Below are 20,024 nucleotides of genomic sequence, written 5' to 3' on the forward strand. Positions count from 1 at the left end.
CTGCGCAGGCACGATGACGATCAAAGGCAAGCCGACCTCCCTGGACATCGCCCACATCGCCGGGGTGTCCCAGCCCACGGTCTCGCGGGCGCTGCGCGGGCAGCCCTCGGTCAATCGCGAGACCCGCGAGCGCATTCTCGCGATCGCGCGCGAGCTCAACTACAAGGTCGACAAGAACGCCTCGAACCTCCGCCGCCAGCAATCCGGTACGCTGGCGCTGCTGCTGTTCGAGGATCCCACGAGCGACCAGTCGCACATCAACCCCTTCTTCCTGCCGATGCTGGGCTCCATTACCCGCGCCTGCGCGCGTCACGGCCAGGATCTGCTGATCTCGTTCCAGCAGCTCTCCGACGACTGGCATGCCGACTACGGCGACAGCCACAAGGCCGATGGACTGATCCTGCTGGGCTATGGCGACTACCTCGCCTACCAGGGAAAACTGCGGACCCTCGTCGAACAGGGCACCCAGTTCGTGCGCTGGGGGGCGGTACTGCCGGAGCAGCCGGGCATCTCGATCGGCTGCGACAACGCCGGCGGCGGCGCGCTGGTCGGCGCCCATCTCGCGGGGCTGGGGCATCGGCGCATCGCGTTCCTGGGTGATGCGTCCAGCCGCTACCCGGAGTTCCTGGATCGCTGGCGCGGTTGCGAGTCGGCGCTGCAGGCGCGCGGCCTGCCCATGGAGCGAGCGCTGCAGGTCGATGCCGAAAGCGCCGAGGAGTCCGGCCATGCGGCGGCCACCGAACTGTTGCGGCGCGGGCTGCCATTCGATGCGGTGTTCGCTGCCAGCGATCTGATCGCGATCGGCGCGATGCGCGCGTTCGCCGAACACGGCCTGCGGATGCCCGGGGACATCGCGATCGCCGGCTTCGACGACATTCCCGCAGCCCGCATGACCACGCCTGCGCTGACCACGGTGGTGCAGGACACGCTGACTGCCGGAGAGCTGCTGGTCGACACGCTGATGCGGCTGGTGCTGGGCGAGCCGGCGGAAAGCATGCGCATGCCGACATCGCTGGTGGTGCGCGACTCGAGCGGCAGGCGCGATCCGTAGCCTCACGCGCAGCCGCACTCCGGCGCGGATCCGGCCGTGGCCCTGCATCGCGCGATGGGGCGGCCCCGGTGCTCGCCGCGGCGCCGCACCCGCCCCGGTAGCGCCCGCTCCCACGTGCGATGCGAGCGGCCACAAGCACCATCCCGAGACATCACCGGATCGAGGACGGCCCCGGATGGCATTGTCGGCCGCCACCGGGCGGGGTTCGGCCACCGACCCGACGCTGCACGTGCCACCGTGCCAGCCGCCCCGGATGCCCGGGGCCCACCCTGCGCTCAGTGCGCGACGTCGGGGCCGCCGTGGCGCCCCGACATGAGTGAATGCAGACGCGCACGCAGGCCAGGCCGCCCCGGCAAGTCGTCGCGGAGCAATACCCGCACGCCATGTGCTGGCACGTCCAGCGCCAGGCCATCCCGGGCTGTCACCAGCGTACCGCCCAGCGCATCGCGCCAGGTCCCGTCGTCGACCTCGTCCGCATCGAGCGATGCCGACCACGGCGCATCACCCTTGTTGAGCAGTACCAGCGCGGTCTGCCGTACGCCCTCGTCGTCGATCACGCGATAGAACGCGGCGTGGTCGTCCTGCAAGCGCAGCGGCAGTTGTAGCCCGCGCTGCAGCGCCGGGGTGTCGCGACGCAGATTGGCGATGCGCGTCAGCGCGCCATGGATGGGACTCCGCGCGCCGGCGTCGACGCGTGTCTGGCCGTAGTACGCGCGGTTGCCGGCGTGTTCGGCGCGGCCGCGCATGAAGCCGGTCTCCGAGCCGTAGTAGACGACCGGAATCCCGCGCGCGGTGAACAGCCAGTTGTGCGCATCGATGAAGCCGGAATCCGTGGCGTCCATGCGCGGCATGTCGTGGTTGTCGTAGAACGTCGCCAGTTCATAGGGATTCGCGTACGGGCCGCGCTCGAGATGCAGCGCGGAGCCAAGCCGCTCGAAACCGGCCGTGCCCGCGAACACCTCGTCCATCGCCTGCTTCATCGGAAAATCGAGCACGCTGATGCCACCGTTCCGCGCCCAGGTGTGTTCGGCGATTTTCCCTGCGTCGTAGTCGAAGGCCTCGCCGAACATGAAGAAGTCCGGATACCGGCTACGGATACGCTCGGCGAACTGCTTCCAGAACGCATGCGGCATCCACGCGATGGTGTCGATGCGGAACGCATCGGCACCCTGCCCGATCCAGTGCTCGTAGGCACCGGCGAGATACTCGAAGACAGCCGGGTTGGCGGCGTCGAAATCCGACAGCTGGGCAAGATTGCCGTCGAAGATCGAGCCCTTCTCGGCATTGACCACGCCAGTCGCGTTGTAGAACGCGTGCAGCGGAGCGTTCCGGGGATCGAGTTGCTGCGGCGGCAGGTTCTGGTGGTCTGCAATCAGCGCGCCCGCGACATCGAAGATCTGGCCGAAGCCGGGCTGCGCGACCGGCATCGTCCACGAGGGCGATCCGTGGTTGCCGACGATGTCGAGCACGGTCTTCAGGCCCGCGGCGCGCATGCCGTCGGTGAAGCCACGGAAGTCGAGGTCGGCGCTCGGCAGGTGCTCGTCGACCTTGTAGAAATTGGTGCCCCAGTAACCGTGGTAGCCGGTCTTGCCGCGGTCGGTCAGCGAACTGCCGCAGGCGACCGGGTCGCCGCCGGTGAAGGCCTCGTCCGGGTTGTCGACGATCGGCGTGATCCACACCGCGCCGAAGCCCATGTCGCGGATGTAGCCGGCGTTGTCGAGGACGCCGCGGAAGTCGCCTCCGAGATACCCGATGTTGCCGTCGATGCCATCCGCGCAGCGCACCGGGATGTCGAAGGTGCGATGCACCCCGCCCTGCTCGCGCTGGTCGTTCGCCGGGTCGCCGTTGACGAAGCGGTCGGTGACGACGAAGTAGACCGCATGCGCGGCGAACGGCGCACGCGTGCCGTACAGCGCCCCCTCCGCCGACGCATCGCTGGCGCGGGCCCCTCCATGGCTGCAGGCCACGCACAGCAGCGCGGCGATGGCGACGGGCAATACTCGGGTCATGCAGTAACTCCTCGGATTCGCGCCCGTTCCGACAGCGGGCGCGACACGCGCAGCGCGAACAGGCCGGCCAGCGCCAGGCTCACGCCGCCGACCATCAGCACGCGCATCGGCGCGCCGCCGAACACGTGACCGAGCAGGAAACCCAGCGTGCTCACGGCAACCAGCTGCGGGATGACGATGAAGAAATTGAAGATGCCCATGTACACGCCCATCTTGTGCGCGGGCAGGCTGTCGGACAGCAGCGCATAGGGCAGCGACAGGATCGAGGCCCAGGCGAAGCCGACGCCGGCCATGGACAGCAGCAGCCACTGCGGATCGCGGATGAAGGCCACCGACACCAGCCCCGCTGCGCCCAGCCACAGGTTCACCAGGTGGGTCGCGCGCAGGCCGAACCGGCGCGCCATCCACGGAATCGCAACCGCGGCGAGCGCGGCAAACCCGTTGTAGGCGGCAAACAGCACGCCGACCCAGTTCGCACCTTCGTTGTAGGCGGCCGACTGCGGATCGGTCGCGCCGTAGTGGGTCTGCGCGACCGCGGCCGTGGTGTAGATCCACATCGCGAACAGCCCGAACCACGAGAAGAACTGCACCACGGCGAGCTGGCGCATCGTCACCGGCATCGCATGCAGGTCCCCGACGATCGCGGCGACCATGCCGCGCGTTCCCAGCGCCGCGACCTGCCGCAGCACGCCATAGGCGAGCGGCAGCCCCGCGAGCACGAGGAGCATGCGGTCCCATTCCATCACCCAGACCAGCGCGACACCGGCGATCCCGAGCAGCAGCCACGGCACGCCGCCGGCAGCGGACGGGACCGGCGCATCACCGACGGCAAGCGTGCCCGGCGGGTGCGCATCATCGAAGCCGGCCAGCACCTCGGGCGGATATTCGCGCGTGCGCAGGACCGTCCACAGCACCGCGCACAGCAGCACGGTGCCGCCGAAGTAGAACGCGTAGCGCACGGTGTCGGGCACCTCGCCGGGGCCGGCGGTATTGGCGACGCCGGCTTTCGCCAGCACGAACGGCAGCGCACTCGCCACCACCGAACCCACGCCGATGAAGAAGCCCTGCATCGCGTACCCGGTCGGCCTCTGGCGCGGCGCCAGCTGGTCGCCAACAAAGGCCCGGAACGGCTCCATCGACACATTGAGCGAGGCGTCGAGCACCCAGAGTGTGCCGGCGGCGATCCACAGTTCCGGTGAGTTCGGCATCACCAGCAGGGCGGCGGTGGAGAAGATCGCGCCCCACAGGAAGTAGGGGCGACGACGACCGAGGCGGGTCCAGGTCCTGTCGGAGAAATAACCGATCACCGGTTGCACCAGCAGGCCGGTCAGAGGCGCGGCGATCCACAGGCCTGGCACGTCCTCCATGTCGGCGCCCAGCGTCTGGAAGATGCGGCTGACGTTGGCGTTCTGCAGGGCGAACCCGAACTGGATCCCCAGAAAGCCGAAACACATGTTCCAGATCTGCCCGAACGACAGCTGCGGTTTCGTGTTGCGCATACGCGGCGAGGCCCTCCCGAGGTCCGCTGCGACGCGCCGCCGGTGGCGCGTGCATGCCGCATGGTAACGAGCACGCCACGACCCGCCCCACGCCGCATACGTATTCATGGCTTCGGACGTCGATGCGCGCTTCCGCGCAGGGCGCGCGATGCTCTACCGTCGCCACGCATCCAACGACGAGACGACGATGAGCAACAGCCCGTGGTGGCGCGGCGCGGTGATCTACCAGATCTACCCGCGCAGCTTCATGGACAGCGATGGCGATGGCGTCGGCGATCTGCCGGGCATCATCGCGCGGCTGGACTACGTGGCCTCGCTGGGCGTGGATGCGATCTGGGTCTCGCCCTTCTTCCGCTCGCCGATGGCCGACTTCGGCTACGACATCGCCGACCAGCGCGATGTGGATCCGCTGTTCGGCACGCTGGCCGATTTCGACGCACTGCTGGCGAAGGCGCACGCGCTGGGTCTGAAGGTCATGATCGACCAGGTCTTCAGCCACACGTCCAACGCGCATGCGTGGTTCGTCGAGAGCCGCACATCACGCGACAACCCCAGGGCCGACTGGTACGTCTGGGCCGACGCGAAGCCCGACGGCACGCCGCCGAACAACTGGCTGTCGATCTTCGGCGGACCCGCCTGGACCTGGGAGCCGCGGCGGCGCCAGTACTACCTGCACAACTTCCTCGCCAGCCAGCCGGACCTCAACTTCCATCAGCCGGCCGTGCAGCAGGCGACGCTCGACTACGTGCGGTTCTGGCTTGACCGCGGTGTCGACGGCTTCCGCCTGGACTCGATCAACTTCTGTTTCCACGACGCGCAGCTGCGCGACAACCCGGCAAAACCGGAGGCGCTGCGCATCGGTCGCGGCTTCTCACCCGACAACCCCTACGCCTTCCAGTACCACTGGTACAACAACACGCAGCCGGAAAACATCGGCTTCATCGAGCGTCTGCGCAGCCTGATGGACGGATACGGCGACGTGGCCGCGCTCGGCGAGATCTCGTCCGAGGACTCGCTGGCCACGACCGCGGAATACACCCGCCCCGGCCGACTGCACATGGGCTACAGCTTCGAACTGCTGGTCGACGACTTCAGCGCCGGCTACATCCGCGAAACCGTGGAGAGGCTGGAGGCCGCCATGGACGGCTGGCCGTGCTGGGCGATCTCCAACCACGACGTGCAGCGCGCGGTCACGCGCTGGGGTGGCCCGGACGCCAGCCCCGACTTCGCACGGCAGATGGTGGGCCTGGTCTGCAGCCTGCGCGGATCGGTGTGCCTCTACCAGGGCGAGGAACTCGGCCTGCCCGAAGCGGATGTACCGTTCGAGCAGTTGCGCGACCCCTACGGCATCACCTTCTGGCCGAACTTCAAGGGCCGCGACGGATGCCGCACGCCGATGCCGTGGACCGGCGCCGACGATGCCGGTTTCAGCGCCGGCACGCCCTGGCTGCCGATTCCCGACACCCACCGGCAGCGCAGCGTGGCCACGCAGGAGGCCGATCCGCATTCGGTACTCGCGACCACCCGCCATTTCCTGCACTGGCGGCGAGGGCAGCCTGCACTGATTGCAGGTGCGCAGCAGTTCATCGCGGCCCCCGAACCCGTACTGGCCTTCGTGCGCGGCGATGCCGGGTCGAGGCTGCTGGCGATCTTCAATCTGTCCGCATCGCCGGTGGCGTGGCCACTGCCCGCACACCTCGGCGGGGCGCAGGCGACAGGCGGCCATGGCCTGATGGCGGGCTCGATCGAAGCGGGCGTGGTCCATCTGCCGGCGCATGCGGCACTGTTCGCGACGCTCGACTGAAGGCGATCGGCCGGACGGCGTGGCGGCGCGTCCGGATGCGCTGCGCCGGTCAGCGGTCCGCCATTTCCTGCCCGTGCAGCCGCACGCCGTCCCAGCTGCGAAGAATCGCCACCGGAACGTCCATGCGCCGGCACGCACGCGGCGCGATGCCGTCGGGCAATGCCGCGCGGAACATCGGCGCCGAGGTCCGCAGCAGCCCGGCATATGCCTGGTCACGCAGACGTTGCGCTGGCGTCGTGCCCAGCAGCGCCCTCGCCCAGCCCGGCAACAGCGCGGCGCCGGCGCCAAGGAAGACCTCACGCGATACCGTGGCGCCCGGTACCGGCAAGCGCACACGCCGGAGCACATCGAGCACCTCGCGTGATCTGGCGTCGAACCGCAGCTCCGGGCGCACCTTCGCGAAGTAGGCCGTGACTGCCGCCGCGCTTCTTGGCACGTCGCGCGCACCGAGCGCTTCGGCGACCCGGCTTGATTCCTGGTAGTAGCGATCCTCGGCACCCGGCGGCAGGCTCATGCCCGCATACGCACGGAAGCCCTGGAGGAAGGCGTAGGCCTCGGAGACATGCACCCAGGTCAGCAGGTCCGGATCGTCGGCCGCATAGGCGATGCCATCAGCGGTGGTGCCGCGCACATGCGTATGGATGGATGCCACGCGCGCGATCAGCCGCTGTGATTCCGCGGTACCTGCATAGGTGGTGCCGGCGACGAAGGCGGTGGTACGTCGGAGACGGCCGACCAGGTCGGCGCGGAAGTCCGAATGATCCCAGACCCCTGCAAGCGCGCGCGGATGCAGCGCCTGCAGCAGCAGTGCGCCCAGTCCGCCGGCGAGCATGCCGGGGAAATCGGCATGCACGCGCCATGTGACGGTGTCGGGACCGAACAGGCCGGGATCGCCGGGTGGACGGTCGTAATCGATGTTGCTCTGTCCGCGCGGAAAGACGCTCAACACCCAGTGGCGGATCGCGGCCTGCATCCAGGCGGCGGGACGGTTACGAGAGATCTCCATCGGGAAAAGGCTAGCGGCACGCGGCTGCATGCGCCGCGAACGCGCCGGCTCCGTGGCCCCGCACGCCCCCGGATCGACCTGGCGAAGGGGTCGCCATGAATACGTATGCAGCGCGCGCCGTGGCGGGAAGCGCGTGATTACCATGGCCGCGACCCGTCCAGCCCGCCCTCCGGCGTCGCGCACGACGGCACAACTCGAAGACACACAGCTGTCTGCTGGACACCCTTGGGAGGGGAGATGTCGAAGCTCGATCGCAACCTGCTCAGTGCCGCACTGTCGTCGGCGCTGCTGATGCTCGCCGCCGGCGTGCATGCCCAGACCACCACGCCACCTGCCGGCGCTGCGCCGGCGTCCTCCGATGCCACCGAGCTCGACACGGTGACGGTGACCGGCATCCGCCGCGGCATCGAAAGCGCGATCTCGGTCAAGCGCGATGCCACGTCCATCGTCGAAGCGGTCTCGTCCGAGGACATCGGCAAGCTGCCCGACGTCAGCATCGCCGAGTCGATCGCGCGCCTGCCGGGCGTCTCCGCGCAACGCGTCGGCGGTCGCGCCCAGGTGATCAGTGTGCGCGGCCTGTCGCCCGACTTCGCCACCACGCTGCTCAATGGCCGCGAGATGGTCAGCACCGGCGACAACCGCAGCGTGGAGTTCGACCAGTACCCGTCCGAGCTGGTCAGCGGCGTCACGGTCTACAAGACGCCGGACGCCGCCCTGGTGGGTCAGGGCCTGTCGGGCACGCTCGACATGCAGACCGTCCGACCGCTCAATTTCAGCGACTCGGTGATCACGCTCAACGGCCGTTTCCAGCGCAATTCGCTGGGCAAGGCCGCCGATACCGATCCCTACGGCAATCGCCTGAGTGCCAGCTTCATCGGCCAGTCGGCCGACCGCCGCTTCGGCTTCTCGATCGGTGTCGCGCACAGCGACACGCCGATCCAGGAGAACCAGGTGGGTCTCTATGAGCCGTGGAAGACCGACCCGCGGCCGGGCCTCGCCCCCGGGACCTGGGCGACCGACGGCATGAAGGCCCTGCGCCGCACCGGCTACACCAAGCGCGACGGCATCATGTCGACGCTGCAGTTCCGCCCGTCGAACATGTGGACCAGCACCCTGGACCTCTTCCACTCGCGCGCCGAGCAGGAAGACACCGCCAACCAGTTCGAGGTCAACACCCAGTACAACGGCTCCGATACCTGCAACGTCGACTGCGTCTACAGCAACGTGCGCCTGAGCGGGAACGACACGTTCGCCGGTGGCACGCTGACCGGCGTGTATCCGCTGGTCCGCGGCATGTACAACCGCCGCAAGGACCGGATCTCGGCCGTGGGCTGGGCCAACGAGTTCAATTTCGAGCGCGCGCGCCTGGTCACCGACCTGAGCTGGTCGAAGGCCCGGCGCTCGGAAGTCAGTCTCGAGAACAATACCCAGCGGCTGCCGAACCCCTCGCTCGATACCATCGAGCTGGATATCCGCAGCAACGATTTCAGCCAGCTGGCACCCGGCCTCGACTACTCCGATGCAGCGCAGCTGTTCCTGACCAACACCATCTACGGCTCCGGCTACGGCAAGACGCCCGAGGTCGAAGACGAACTCAAGGCCGCGCGGATCGGCCTGACCCTGCCGGGCCCAGCGGCCGCAACCTGGCTTGCGGACATCGACCTCGGCCTCAACTACACCGACCGCGAAAAATCCAAGCGCCAACCCGAAGGCAACATCAACCTCGGCCCGCAGGGCGACACCGCCATCGCCAGCGACCTGCAGTACGGCCTGGTCGATCTCGGATTCGCCGGCGTCGGCTACATTCCGGCCTGGAACGTGCCGGCCGCCGTCGCGCGCTACATGATCTTCGACCCCACCGAGGATCTCGATTACCTGATCCCGAAGGCGTGGACGGTCAGCGAAAAGATCACCACCGCCTTTGCCCGCGCGAACCTCAGCACCGACTGGGGCACCACCGCGGTCACCGGCAACGTGGGCCTGCAGATCCAGCACGTCGACCAGTCCTCGGCATCGCGCTACTGGGACAGCACGCAGCCGGCAGGCAGCAACGTGCGGCCGTTCGAATCGGGCAAGACCTATACCGACGTGCTGCCGAGCATGAACCTGGCGTTCCAGCTGCCTGGCGAGCACACGCTGCGTGTGGGCCTGGCCGAGCAGGTCGCGCGGCCGCGGGTGGACCAGCTGCGCTCCTCGCTCGAGTTCGGCGTCGACGAGGCCACCGGGCGCCCCGGCGGCAGTGGCGGCAATCCCCTGCTCGACCCGTGGCGTGCGTACGCGTTCGACGTGTCGTGGGAAAAGTACTTCGGCAACCGGGCCTACGTGGCCGCCGCGTTCTTCTACAAGGACCTGCGCACCTACATCTACACGCAGACCGTCGATGACTACGACTTCTCCGATTTCGTCGCCAGCTACGTGCCACGTCCGGGCACGCCGCCGGTGCAGACCGTGGGCAACTTCACCGCCCCGCAGAATGGTGAGGGCGGCACGCTGCGCGGACTGGAACTGACGGCATCGCTGCCCTTCGATCTGTGGACCGAGTCGCTGCGCGGCTTCGGCATCGTCGCCAGCGCGAGCTTCAACGACAGCAGCATCCGCATCCTCGATCCGGAAAGCGCGAACAGCGTGGGCAGTGATCCGATCGAGCTGCCGGGCCTGTCCAAGCGTGTCTACAACCTCACCGCCTACTACGAGCGCGACGGCTTCGAGGCGCGCGTGAGCCAGCGCCGGCGTTCGGACTTCATCGGAGAAATCGGCAACTTCGACGGCGCGCGCACGCTGCGCTATGTGGTCGGCGAAAACATCACCGATGCGCAGATCAGCTACAGCTTCGGCGACGCCTCTTCGCTGTCGGGCCTGACCCTGCTGCTGCAGGGCAACAACCTCACCAACGCGGCGTATCGCACCTACGCCGGCACGCGCGACCGGCCGCTGGAGAATCTGGAATGGGGCCGCACCTTTCTGGTGGGCCTGAACTACCGGTTCTGATCTCAACGCGAAGTGGGACCGGAGAGGGGCGCCATCAGGCGCCCCTCGTTTTTTCTGCGGCGCGCTCTGCAAGGGATGCGCATCCGACATCCGGGCAGGGCAGCGCCGGCCACCCGGCAGTGGCGCCCCCTTGCCTGATCACCGGAATGAGCTGAGACCGGCGCAGCGCGCGCCACAGCGTCCGGATCCCGCCCGCACCTGCGGAAGCGTTCTTCGCCACGTTGCACAGGCAACGCGGCGATGTTCTTCAGCGCTCGCCAGGGGGGCGTCTCAGGCCCTGCGCCGCCAGCATCGCATCCAGACGCCGGCCCACGCCCGCCCGCTCGTCGTCGGTGACCGCGCGGGCGAGGATCTGCCGCGACAGCGCATCGAACTGCGGCCAGAATGCTGCCGGCTCGCGCAGTTTCTCCAGCCACACCGGCAACATTCCGGCGAGCGTATCGAGAGCCTCTTCGAGCTCGGTCGGCAGTGCCATCAGTCGCCGTCCTTCCGCGTGTCACGCGGCCATCGCAGTTTGATGTCGTGGATCGCCTCGGCGTGGTCCAGCACGACCACCATGTTCTCCTGTGGCACGCCGTCCAGCGTGAGCAGCGCGTGGCCCGTATCGATGCAGTCGACCCGGATCCGGTAGATCGCCGCCCCATGCCGCAGCTCCATGCGGTAACCAGGCCAGGATGCCGGTACGCAGGGCACGATCCGAAGCCGATCGCCATGGCGTTGCACGCCGAGCAGCGATTCGCTGAGCAACCGGTACATCCACCCTGCCGAGCCCGTATACCAGGTCCAGCCGCCACGCCCGACGTGCGGGGCGACGCCGTAGACATCGGCCGCGATCACGTAGGGCTCGACCTTGTAGACCGCCGTGCCCGCCGCGTCCACGGCGTGATTCACCGGATTGATCATGCGCGCCAGTTCCCAGGCACGCTCGCGATCGCCAAGCGCAGCGAAGGCCATCGCCGCCCATACCGCCGCATGGGTGTATTGACCGCCGTTCTCGCGCACCCCGGGCACATAGCCACGGATATAGCCGGGATCGTGCTCGGTCCTGTCGAACGGTGGTTCGAGCAGCTGGATCAGTCCGGCCTCGCGCTTGACCAGGTGCGTGTCGAGCGCCTCCATCGCCTGCCGCGCGCGGCCAGGCTCGCCGGCCCCCGACAGCACCGACCAGCTCTGCGACACCGAATCGATCCGGCACTCGTCGCTGGCACGGGAGCCGATCGGGGTGCCGTCGTCGAACCACGCACGCCGGTACCAACTGCCGTCCCAGGCATGGGCGTCCAGGTTGCGCCGCAGCGCCGCGGCGGCTTCGACACAGGTGTCCGCGAAGGCGACATCGCCGCGTGCGCTCGCCACCGGAGCGAAACATCGCAGCACGTCATAGAGAAAGAACCCGAGCCACACGCTCTCGCCGCGTCCGCCGTGACCGACCCGGTTCATGCCGTCGTTCCAGTCGCCCGTTCCCATCAGCGGCAGTCCGCGCTCGCCGAGCAAGGCCATGCCGCGTCCGAGCGCGAGCACACAATGGTCGTAGAACGAGCGGTGACGGGCCGAGGGCATCGGCAGGTCGTAATACGACTCCTCGTCGGCACTGACCAGCCGTCCTTCGATAAATCCCACGGGGGTATCAAGCACGCCGTGATCGCCGGTCGCGTCCAGGTACCGGCAGGCGGCGAACGGCAGCCATAGATAGTCGTCCGAACACCGCGTGCGCACGCCGCGATCGATCGGCGGATGCCACCAGTGCTGCACGTCGCCCTCCGGGTACTGGTGGGCCGCGCAAAGCAGGAGGTGGGCGCGTGTGAGTGCCGGCACTGCATGCACGCTGGCCATGGTGTCCTGCAGCTGGTCGCGGAACCCGAACGCTCCGCCGGACTGGTAGTAACCGCTGCGGGCGAGATAACGGCAGGCCAGCGTCTGGTACAGCAACCAGCCGTTCACCAGCAGGTCGGCCGCCGGTTCCGGCGTCTCCACGCGCAGCCCGTCGAGCGTCGCCTGCCAGTGCGAACGCACAGCGGCGAGTGCATCGCGTGCAGCCGTCGACCCCTGCACGCTACGGGCCAGCTCCAGCGCCGCATGCGGGTCCACGCCGCTGCCGAGGCGGAACACGGTCTGAGTCGCCTGGCCGGGCGCCAGATCGACGCGCACGCTGATCGCGGCGCAGGGATCGAGTCCGGCGCCGAGCTGGCCAGACAGTCGTTCCCGCCGCATCGCGTCCGGTGCGCGCAGGCTGCCGTTGCGGCCGATGAACTCCAGACGGTCGCTCGTGAAGCTGCGTCGATCGCCGTCGACATCGAAGAACGCCACGCGGCCGGGGAACTCGGTGTTGTAGGGATTGCGCGCCGTCAGCGCACCGCTGACCTCGTCCCGCTCGCTGATCACGTGCATGTGCGAACGGGCGCGGATGTCGCCGAGAATCCATTCCACGTAACCGGTGGCGGACAGCTGCCGCGCGCGCGCGGAGAGATTGCGCAACTTGAGCACGCTGAACTTCACCGCGTGGCGCAGATCGACGTAGATCCACAGCTCGCTGGCGATCCCGTGCTCGACGTGCTCGTAGACGCTGTAACCGAATCCGTGGCGGGTGCGATAGCCGCCGGTACCGCGACTCGGCAGCGGCATCGGCGACCAGACGTGGCCGGTCGCTTCGTCGCGCAGGTAGAACGCCTCACCGCCGGTGTCGGCAACCGGGTCGTTGTGCCATGGGCTCAGCCGGAACTCGTGCGCGTTCTCGAACCAGGTGTATCCAGGACCGCTTTCGCTGACCACGGTGCCGAACTGCGGATTGGCCATGACGTTGGACCAGGGCGCCGGCGTGGGCGCGCCCTCTTCGAGCTCGATGACGTACTCGCGCCCATCCGCGGCGAATCCGCCGAGGCCGTTGTCGAATCGTGTCGGACCCTGCATCGCATCGAAGGGCCAGGCAGGAGCGGGGTCCGCGTCGCGCCCTTCCTCGTAGCGCTGACCGTGTCCACCGCCTAGGACATCTTCCTGCACCGAAACCAGTGCACTCAGCGGCGGTTGCGGCGTCATGCCGGAAGGGACCAGCAGGGGCTGCACCCGCGCCGGGGCCATGTGCCTCACCACCTGGACGGCCAGCGTGCCGTGCCGGTCGCTCAGGATGACGCGGGCGACCGCCTGGATCAGGATCCGGTCCTCCTGCGAGATCTGCTGCGCCGGTCGCACGAAAATCCCCCGGGGCGATCCAGAACGTTGCCTTCCGGCCCGGCCGAGACCAGGCCCAGGATCTGCTCCTGCAGCTGCTGCCGGTATCCGACCTGGTCCTCGTTCCAGATCACCAGGTCCACGTGCAGGCCCTTGAGCCGCCAGTAGGCGTGGGCCTGCACCATCTGCCGCACGAGCTCGATGTTGGCGACATCGGCGATCTGCACGAGCACGATCGGCAGGTCCCCCGAGATCGAGTGCCCCCAGAGCCCGGACTGACCGCGTCGATTCTGCAGCAGCACCCCGCTCTCGGCGCGCAGCGCCGGGTGGGCGAACACGATGAGCCCGGCCAGTCGCTCATAGAGCCGCGCATCGCCCTGGGAGGCGTTGATCTGCCGGCGGACCACCTGGCTGTGGGTCCAGGCGAGGTCGAACACGCGGTCGGCCAGGCGCCGGTCGCGGTACTTGTCGATCAGTGCCTCGCAGGCGCCGCGGTCGGGGCCGACGCCGGTGACCAGGTCGAGCACCGCAGTCTGCTCCGGCTCGAGGGTCACGCGCACACGGATGGCGATGATCGGATCGAGCACCGATCCCGCGGTGTCCGACAGCCGGCCGGGCCGTTCCAGCGCCGCGGGATCGCGCGGGGTATGTCCACGGCCGAGGAAGCGTGCGCGATCGGTCTCGTAGGAGATTTCCACGATGTCGACATCGTGCGCGGCCACGAGGTGGCACATCCACGGTGGCGTCTGGTCGGGCTCGCGCGCGCGCCGCGTGCACAGCAGCGCCTGGCGGTCGCGGAGGATCTCGGTCTGCACGAACAGGTTGCTGAAAGCCGGGTGCATCTCGTCCGAAATCGCAGGCGCCAGCACCACTTCGGCGTAGGTGGTGACCTCCAGGGTTCGCCGACGCCGGGACCGGTTGGACAGGCGCAGGCGACGCAGCTCGATGTCGTCCTCCGCGGAGACTGCGATCTCCAGATGGCTGACCAGCCCCTTGCGCCTGGCGCGGTACTCGACCTTGGCATCGGAGAAGATCGCCTCGTAATCCTCGACGGGCGCGCAGGTGGGATGGTGCGCGGCCGACCACACATCCCCGCTTTTCACATCCTGCAGGTAGCAGAAGCTGCCCCACGGGTCGCGGGTGCCGTCCTCGCGCCAGCGGATCAGCGCCGTGTCGTGCTGGCGCAGGGAGCCGCCGCCGGCATTGGTGAGCAGCGCATGGAACCGCCCGTTCGACAGCATCTGGACCGCCGGGCGCGGCGTGTGGGCGGTCCGGAAGATGCGCAGCTGGGTTTCGTTCACCAGGCTCGTCGTCCGCGTGCCCACCGACTCCACCGAGTGCGGAACGAACACGCCGATCCGCGGTACGCGTTCCTGCAGAAGCAGCAGCGTGGCCTGGAACTCGGCGTCGGCGACGAAGCGCTTCTGCATGGGTTGTTCGCGCAACAGGTGGTCGAGCGCGAGAAAGCCCATGCCCTGGTGGTGGGCCATGAACGAGCGCACCAGGGCATGCGACTGCCCGCGCGGCACCCGGCTGGCGGTGTAGTCGATCGCTTCGTAGAAGCCGAAGCGTCCCCAGAACCCCGCCGCATGCAGGCGCTGCAGGTTCTGGGTGGCCGCTTCCGGCGCCACCATCAAGGCCATCATCGTGGCGTAGGGCGCGATCACGAGGTCTTCTGCGAGTCCGCGCTTCAGACCCAGGCCCGGCACGCCGAAGGCGCGGTACTGGTAGTTCAGTCGCGCGTCGACGGCGTTGTAGCCGGACTCCGAGATGCCCCACGGCACGTCGTGTTTCCGCCCGTAGGCGATCTGCGCCTGGACGACGTGCCGCGACGTCTGGTCGAGCAGGGTGTCGGGGTAGCTCGGCATCACCAGCTGCGGCATCAGATATTCGAACATCGAGCCGCTCCACGACAGCAGCGTCGCATTGCCGTCGACCTCGGTCAGCAACCGACCGAGCGCGAACCAGGTCTCCTGCGGCAACTGGCCTTGGGCGATCGCGACGAAGCTGCACAGGCGCGCCTCCGAAGCCAGCAGGTCGTAATGCCCCTGGTCGAGCCGGCGACTGTCGACGTCGTAGCCGATCGACAGCAAGTGTCGCGCCCCGTCGTACAGGAAGCCGTACTCCATCAGCGAGAACTGCCCGGCCACGTGGGCCAGTTGCTCCAGTTCACGCACCTGCGCCTGCGCCTGCGCACGCAATTGCGGTGAAGTGCCCGGCGCGCACAGGGCGCGCAGCGACGGGATCCTCCGGGCCGTCTCGCCCACCTCCGTGGAACCCACGCCGTCCCACGCCTGGACGATGTCCCGGGCGTCGCGGCAGCCCGATTGCAGACGCCGCGCCCACAGCGCCGGCGAGTCATCGATACCGTCGTGCGTGATGGCGGCGTTCGCTTCGGGTTCCATGGCGACGATGTCATCGGCCACCCCGACCAGCGCGTCGAGCACCACCGCCGCGTCGGCCAGCGCGACCGGAGGCGCGGCAAGCGCGCGGCCGAGCAGCACGCGGCAGGCGTCGATCGCGCTCTGAAGCTCCTGCGGCGTTTCGGCCCGCGCTTCCACGACCTCGCCGAGCACGGCCAGCGTGTCGGCCAGGCCGGCGAACGTCTGTGGCGCCAGCACAGGCGCATCGATCAGCCCCAGCAGCCCCTGGCGCAGGGTCAGCAGGTGGCCGCCCAGGTTGCCGCTGTCCACCGTGGAGATGAAGCGCGGCGGCAGCGGCGCGAGGGTTTCGGTGTCGTACCAGTTGAAGAAGTGGCCACGGTGGCGCTCCAAGCGGTCGAGCGTCGTGAACACATGCCGGGTGCGCTGCACCACCGCTGCTGCCTGCAGATAGCCGAAATCCCAGGCCGCCATGTTGGCCAGCAGCGACAGGCCGATATTGGTCGGCGAGGTGCGGCGGGCGACGACCAGGCCGGGATGCTCCTGGATGTTGTCCGGCGGCAGCCAGTGATCCTCCTCGCGGATGTTGACCTCGAAGAACGCCCAGGTGCGCCGTGCCAGTCGCCCCAGGAACGCACGCTGGATTGACGACAACTCGGCGCTGCGCTGCGGCGGGGGGCGGCCCAGCCAGGTCATCAGCAGCGGCGAGCCCGCCCACAGCACCAGGATCGGCGCCGCCACCCACAGGGCTGCCGGATTCACCCGCCACACGGCGATGGCGGCCAGTCCCGCCAGCAGCGGCGCAGGCCACATCGTGCGCAGCTCGGCCGACGCGCCGCTGCCCAGCGCCCGCTCGACCTCGCTCGACGGGTTCCATTGCAGCAGATGGCGCCGGCTCACCAGCGTGCGCCACAGTGTGACCGCGATCGCCGACAGGCTGTAGGCCGCTTCGTACGGCAGACAGGCGAACCCCACCGCGGCGCGCACCAGCCCGCGTCCGGTCGCATCGCCGACCTGGGCAAGATGCGTCTCCAACCGCATGTCCGCAGGCTTCGACAGCAGGACCCGCAGCGCGGGGATCAGCACCGGTGCGAAAGCCACGGTCATCAGCCACAGCGTCCACGGCAGCGGATCCTCAAGCGCAAGCCAACCCAGCAGCAGCAGTGCGAATGTGGCCCCGGGCACCAGGCTGCGGCGCAGGTTGTCGAGCAGCTTGCCGCGCGACAGGCCCGACAGCGGATTGCGTACCCTGCCCCCGTCCGCACTCGGCACCCATGGCAATACCCACGGCAGCAGCTGCCAGTCGCCCCGGATCCAGCGATGGCGTCGCTTGACGTCGGCCGCATAGCGCGCCGGATAGTCCTCGTACAGGCGCACGTCGCTCACCAGCCCGGCGCGCGCGTAGCAGCCCTCGAGCAGGTCGTGGCTGAGGATCCGGTTGTCCGGGAAGCGGCCCTGCAGGGCGCGCTCGAACGTGTCGACCTCGTAGATGCCCTTGCCGATGAACGAACCCTCGCCGAACAGGTCCTGGTAGACGTCCGACACCGTGCGCGTGTACGGATCGATACCCGGCTCGGTGCCGAACATCCGGGCATATCGGCTGAACCGGCGCCCGCTGAAACTGCTGCCCACACTGGGCTGGAGGATGCCGTAGCCACGCGTGACGCGATCACGCACGGGATCGAACACGGCGCGGTTGAGTGGATGCGCCAAGGTGCCCACCAGCTCGCGGGCGGCATCGCGCGGCAGGCGCGTATCGGTATCGAGGGTGATCACGTAGCGCACGTTGCCCAGCACCGCGGTGCGGCCGACCACCTGCTCGAACGCGTCGGCGCCGCCACCGCGCAGCAGCGCGTTCAATGCCGCCAGCTTGCCGCGCTTGCGCTCCGCGCCGATCCAGCGACCCTCGCGCGGATTCCAGGTGCGCGGCCGGTGGAAGAGGAAGAAGCGCTCGCCGCCTCCCGGGCTGTCGCCCAGATAGCGCCTGTTGAGTTCGCCGATCCTCGCCGAGGCATGGGCGAGCGTTGCGGCGTCGCCCGGCAGCGTCTCCTGGTCGGCATCGAGATAATCGCTGAGCAACGCGTAATGCAGGTGCGGGTCACGATTCGCGAGGAACCGCACCTCGAGCCCTTCGACCAGCGCATCGACCGACGCGACATCGCCGAACATGCACGGCACCACCACCAGGGTGCGCGACGCCGCCGGGATGCCATGCGAGAAATCGAGACGCGGCAAGGGCTTGGGCGCCACCACGACGGTCGCCAGCCAGTTGGTCAGCGCGATGCCCAGTTCGCTGAAGACCAGCACGGCCAGGACCGCCGGCAGCCAGGCAGGAACCCAGCCCACCTCGCGCGCGCCCGCCTGCCCCATGAGGCCGGTGGTCGCCAGCGCGACGACGACAGCGATCAGTGCGAGGTAGATGGCCAGCGGCACCCTGCGCGGCGCGATCGGGATCCGCTTGCCACCCGTGTGTGCGGACAGCGCCGCGAGGGTCTGCGCCACACCGTCATCCACCAGGTAATAGCCCACGTGCGCCTCGATGGCATCGGCAGGATGCGCCTTCGCCAGGCCCACCGCAGTACGGGCCACCACCAGTTCACTGATACCGCCACGCCGGGCGATGGTCTCCACCGCGTGCCGGTAGTGATCGCGGGTACTGAAATCCATCAAACCGTAGGTGGCGGCCGGATCGTCGCGGAGGACCGCGTCGACCAGGCTCATGCTCTCGAAGTACTCGCGCCAGTCCATGTGGGCCAGAAACCGCAGGGTGCCGATGCTGTTGCCGATCGACACCTGGTCGGCCGCCTGCTGTTGGCTTTCGGCATGCACCAGCGCCTCGATGCGCAGACTGGTCTCGCCCAGCCACTGCTCGAGCCATGTCAACGGCAGCGACAGCGCGCCCCGGCCCTGGAGGCCGCGCGTCAGCTCGGCGACGAACGCGCCGCTCGCAGGAGGCCCGCTGCGCGCCATGTCGGCCACCACCAGCACCACGTCCTTGGGCGAGTCCACGGACACCGCGCTGAGGCGCTCCGCCCACTCTTTCGCGAGTCGATGGTCCCGCCCGTCGCGGATCACCAGCACCGCCATCCGGCGCAGGTTCTCGATGACCGCCAGGCGCAGCATGATCGGAATGGCCCAGAGCTCACCGATCGAGAGCGGGGTCACCGTCTGGTAGGCGGCGACGAAGCGGCTCAGCGTGGTCGCGTCCACCCGCCCGTCGCCATGGGCGACCGCTTCCATTGCCAGGTCGTACACCCTGGGCAGCCCCGCGGAGGGGCCCTGTGCCAGCGTGGGCAGTTCGCGGCTGTAGCCTTTGGGCAGGTGGCGCCGCGCGAGCCGCACCTGCTCTTCGATGAGGTGGTAGTTGTCGAGCAGCCATTCGCCGGCGGGTGTGATGCGAAGCTCGTCGCGCACCATCCGGGAGAGGAACGTGCGGGCGTCCTCGAGAACCGCCGCATTCTCGCTGAGCCTGGACAACAGGAGATCGGGAGCACGGCCGGGATTGATCTGGTGGGTCCGCGCCAGGCCGCGCCCGTGCAGCTCCATCTGCTCGGCGCTCAGAAGCTGCGCCCGCAGCGGCGCCTCCTCCCGCAGCCCTGCCGAACGCGGGGTGGAGCTGCCACCAAAGACGCGTTGCAGACGCAGCCACCGGCGTGACCACGTCGAAGCGGTGCCCATGTCCGATATCCGTGGGCCAGCGGCCGGCGGCGGGGAGATTCGCATCATTGCACCGCCCCCCCGGCGCCGCGTGACGAGACCGCGACACGTCGTTCAGAGGGCCGGGAGCCGGCAGGCCGCGACGACGGGATGCCCGATCACCGGCAACCCCGCGGCAGCCGCGCGCGGACAAAGCGCGCCGAGGTGCACATCTAACGCAGGACACCTTGAACAACGACGCTGGCGATAGCGCGGAACGCAGCGCACGATCGCCGAAAATCAGGGTGGAGCTGAGGTCGTGGAGCCCCACGCGCCACCCGGTCGGGACATGGCGCCGTCAGCGCGCCGTGCCGGCGCTGGAGGTCCCGGAGACTGGTGCGGCGAGCGCACCGCCGAACAGACACGCACGAGAAACTCGCCCACGGCCCATCCTGGCCAAGCGCGACGGATACTCAAGGGTTCATCGA

9 protein-coding genes are annotated in these 20,024 nt (G+C 68.7%); 3 read left to right on the top strand and 6 right to left on the bottom strand.

Annotated features, from left to right (window positions below; translation table 11 throughout):
* Positions 1-13: 13 nt before the first annotated feature.
* Complete coding sequence (locus tag CNR27_RS12795) at positions 14-1,051, top strand: LacI family DNA-binding transcriptional regulator (RefSeq protein WP_179948182.1); 1,038 nt, start codon at positions 14-16, stop codon at positions 1,049-1,051.
* A gap of 275 nt (positions 1,052-1,326) precedes the next feature.
* Here CNR27_RS12795 and CNR27_RS12800 read toward each other — a convergent pair whose 3' ends face one another.
* A complete protein-coding gene (locus tag CNR27_RS12800) occupies positions 1,327-3,060 on the bottom strand; it encodes an alpha-amylase family glycosyl hydrolase (RefSeq protein WP_096299336.1) in 1,734 nt (577 codons plus the stop codon).
* Positions 3,057-4,559: an MFS transporter gene (locus CNR27_RS12805; RefSeq protein ID WP_096299338.1), complete on the bottom strand. Its 1,503-nt coding sequence runs from the start codon at positions 4,557-4,559 to the stop codon at positions 3,057-3,059. Before CNR27_RS12805 ends, CNR27_RS12800 begins: the two co-directional genes overlap by 4 nt.
* Positions 4,560-4,746: 187 nt before the next feature.
* Between CNR27_RS12805 and CNR27_RS12810 the strand changes: the two genes are divergently transcribed.
* Positions 4,747-6,363, top strand: coding sequence for an alpha-glucosidase (locus CNR27_RS12810; protein WP_096300645.1), 1,617 nt, complete (start codon positions 4,747-4,749; stop codon positions 6,361-6,363).
* A gap of 49 nt (positions 6,364-6,412) precedes the next feature.
* On the opposite strand, the gene CNR27_RS12815 is transcribed toward CNR27_RS12810, so the two are convergent.
* Positions 6,413-7,369, bottom strand: coding sequence for an oxygenase MpaB family protein (locus CNR27_RS12815; protein ID WP_096299340.1), 957 nt, complete (start codon positions 7,367-7,369; stop codon positions 6,413-6,415).
* Positions 7,370-7,606: 237 nt separating this feature from the next.
* On the opposite strand from CNR27_RS12815, the gene CNR27_RS12820 reads away from it, so the two are divergent.
* Positions 7,607-10,357 (top strand): TonB-dependent receptor, encoded by a 2,751-nt coding sequence (locus CNR27_RS12820; protein ID WP_096299342.1) that lies wholly within the window; start codon positions 7,607-7,609, stop codon positions 10,355-10,357.
* 247 nt (positions 10,358-10,604) lie between these two features.
* On the opposite strand, the gene CNR27_RS12825 is transcribed toward CNR27_RS12820, so the two are convergent.
* The 3 genes from CNR27_RS12825 to CNR27_RS12830 are packed head-to-tail and all read right to left on the bottom strand — an operon-like array spanning position 10,605 to position 19,578.
* A complete protein-coding gene (locus CNR27_RS12825) occupies positions 10,605-10,832 on the bottom strand; it encodes a hypothetical protein (protein WP_096299344.1) in 228 nt (75 codons plus the stop codon).
* Complete coding sequence (locus CNR27_RS15950) at positions 10,832-13,540, bottom strand: glycoside hydrolase family 94 protein (RefSeq protein ID WP_425435446.1); 2,709 nt, start codon at positions 13,538-13,540, stop codon at positions 10,832-10,834. Before CNR27_RS15950 ends, CNR27_RS12825 begins: the two co-directional genes overlap by 1 nt.
* Positions 13,498-19,578, bottom strand: coding sequence for a glucoamylase family protein (locus tag CNR27_RS12830; RefSeq protein WP_425435447.1), 6,081 nt, complete (start codon positions 19,576-19,578; stop codon positions 13,498-13,500). The genes CNR27_RS15950 and CNR27_RS12830 overlap by 43 nt, the downstream gene beginning before the upstream one ends.
* Positions 19,579-20,024 lie beyond the last annotated feature (446 nt).

It is taken from the genome of Luteimonas chenhongjianii, from assembly GCF_002327105.1.
GTDB lineage: Bacteria > Pseudomonadota > Gammaproteobacteria > Xanthomonadales > Xanthomonadaceae > Luteimonas > Luteimonas chenhongjianii.